This window comes from Microbacterium sp. Bi128 (genome assembly GCF_918698205.1).
Window position 1 is genome coordinate 1 of sequence record NZ_CAKKMM010000857.1, and the last position, 2,182, is coordinate 2,182.

The 2,182-nt window shown below is 68.5% G+C and carries 2 protein-coding genes and 1 pseudogene; 1 reads left to right on the plus strand and 2 read right to left on the minus strand.

All coding sequences use genetic code 11. The features are described 5' to 3' along the window. Window positions 1–209: pseudogene (locus LQV45_RS27230) on the plus strand (gfo/Idh/MocA family oxidoreductase); the annotation flags it as partial. A gap of 50 nt (window positions 210–259) precedes the next feature. On the opposite strand, the gene LQV45_RS27235 reads toward LQV45_RS27230, so the two are convergent. Further along, window positions 260–1,378, minus strand: coding sequence for an aminotransferase class V-fold PLP-dependent enzyme (locus LQV45_RS27235; protein WP_230009915.1), 1,119 nt, complete (start codon window positions 1,376–1,378; stop codon window positions 260–262). Window positions 1,379–1,390: 12 nt separating this feature from the next. Then, on the minus strand, window positions 1,391–1,906 hold the full coding sequence (locus LQV45_RS27240; protein ID WP_230009918.1) for a DUF664 domain-containing protein: 516 nt from the start codon (window positions 1,904–1,906) through the stop codon (window positions 1,391–1,393). Window positions 1,907–2,182 lie beyond the last annotated feature (276 nt).

Sequence of the window (2,182 nt, forward strand, 5' to 3'; positions counted from 1 at the left end):
ACATCGTCGAGCGATTCGATGAACCCGTCACCGGCCGCGGCATGCAATACCAGGCGCGGGAAATGGAGCGGCTCATTGCGGCCGGCTCCGTTGCCAACGACATCCTGCCGCCCCGGCAGAGCGTTCAGGTCATGGAGGCCATGGACGAAGTTCGGCGCCAGATCGGCCTCGCCTACGCCAGCGACGACAAGGACCACTGGCGCGCCTAGTACCGGTCCTGCGGCGGCCCCAGTTTTCCATGAGGAGGCACGGCCGCCGCTCACCCTCGCCCGATCAGCCCGGCCACGCGATCGAGTTCTTCATCCAGATTGTAGAAATGTACCGCCAGCCGGATTCTGCCCTCCCGGACCGATACCACCACGTTGGCCTGGCGGAACCGCGCCAGGACCGCCTCAGTGTCTGTCACCGGCACGGAGAAGATCGTGGAGCGGTGCTGCTCGGCGAACGGCCGGAACGAGGAGCCCTGCGCCGCCAGGGCCTGCTGAAGGTGAAGGGCGAGCCGGGCGTTGCGATCGAGCAAGGCCCCGATCCCAAACCTGCGGAAGATGCCGAGCGCCGCCTGCTCGGCCAGGGCGGGAAACCAGGCCAAGGAGGTGTCGAGCTTCGAGGCCGTGGGTGAGAGGTCCATGGCCGGTCCGTAGAAGCTCCCGGCCGGGTTGCGCGCGGCCTTCCAGCCGGGACTGACGGGCTGGATCCGGTCAAGCAGTCCGCTGCGGACATAGAGGTAGCCCATGCCCCGGGAGCCGAGCAGGAACTTGTGGCTCGCGGCGGCCAGGAAATCCACGCCGTCGCGCACCACATCCAGGGGCACCGCGCCCGCGGCCTGGCAGGCGTCGACGAAGAACCAGGCGCCGGAGCGGGCCGCGACCCGGCTGAGCGCGGCCAGGTCCGCCCGGTAGCCGTTGGCCGAATGGACGGCACTCACGGCGATCAGGCGGGTGCCGCCGTCGGCCGCCTGGCCAAATTCCTCGGCCGTCACGCCGTCCCCGCCCGGTGCCACGGCGCGGACCTCGTAACCGCGGTTCCGGAGCAGGAGCCAGGGGTAATAGTTCGAGGCGAATTCGTTCCCTGCAACCACGACGTTCTCGCCGCGCTTCGCCGGCGGCAGGTTGGCGGCCACTATCCCGGCGGCGGAGCTCACGGCCGGGACGATCGCGATCTCCCCCGCCGTCGCCCCGACGATCTCCGCGAACATGGCGCGGGCCTCCTCCCCTGCCCGCTCGGCATCCATCCAGTCAAACCTGCCGGCGGACCATCGCTTGACGGCCAGCTCGTAGGCCTCGCGGGCGGGTGCACAGCCGACGTTCATCGAGGCGGTGTTGAGATAGATGGTCTCCTGTAGCCCCGGGAAGAGTCCACGAATTTCGGCCGCCTGCATGACACGGACCGCCTAGCCGTGCCCGCGCACGGAGTCCAGGCCCTTTGCGTAGGCCGCCTGCCCCACGTGCTGGAGGCAGTCGGCAATCGTGCTGACCAGCCGCACCCCGAGGGTGACGGGCGGGTCCCAGCGGGTATCGACGATGCGGTCGAAGTCGTCGTCGCCGAGGTTCTCCAGGAAATTCACGGTCTGCCGGTGGACAGCTTCGTAGTATTCGAGCAACAGTTCCGGCGGTGCCTGCACCGCGTCCACCTGGCCGCTCGTATGGCCGTAGCCCGTGTCCCGCTTGGAGAGCGGCAGGCCGAAGCGGGCGGCAAACCCCTCCGAGGTCCACACCTGGTCCAGGCCCGCGGCGGAGGCGACTTGCGCGTCCTCGACCCTGCTGAGGTGCCAGATGAGCCAGGCCATTGAATTCCCGTTGCTTCCGGGCCGTCGGAGCAGGGTGGCATCATCAACCCCGGCCAGGGCCGCGGCCACCGTCTCACGGATCCGGCCGAAGGCATCCAGCAGCAGTTCATTGGATTTCATCGAGTCCCCTCCCTGTGCATGATCGGAGTGCTTGCATGATCGGTGATCCCCATGCTTGCATGGAGGCCGCACCGGCGGATAGGGCCGGGCGTCGCCGTGTCAACGGCGCACGCGGAGACGATGACGGGGGCAACACGGCCACGCGCAGTTCCGCAGTCCGCGAGGTCTTGGCAGCGGCGACCCCCGCGCCTACCCTTACGGATTATGAGCAACTTGTTGCCTGTAGCGCAGCCGGTTCGGGCGACGTCCAGTCGCTGGGAACGCCGGGACAAGTTC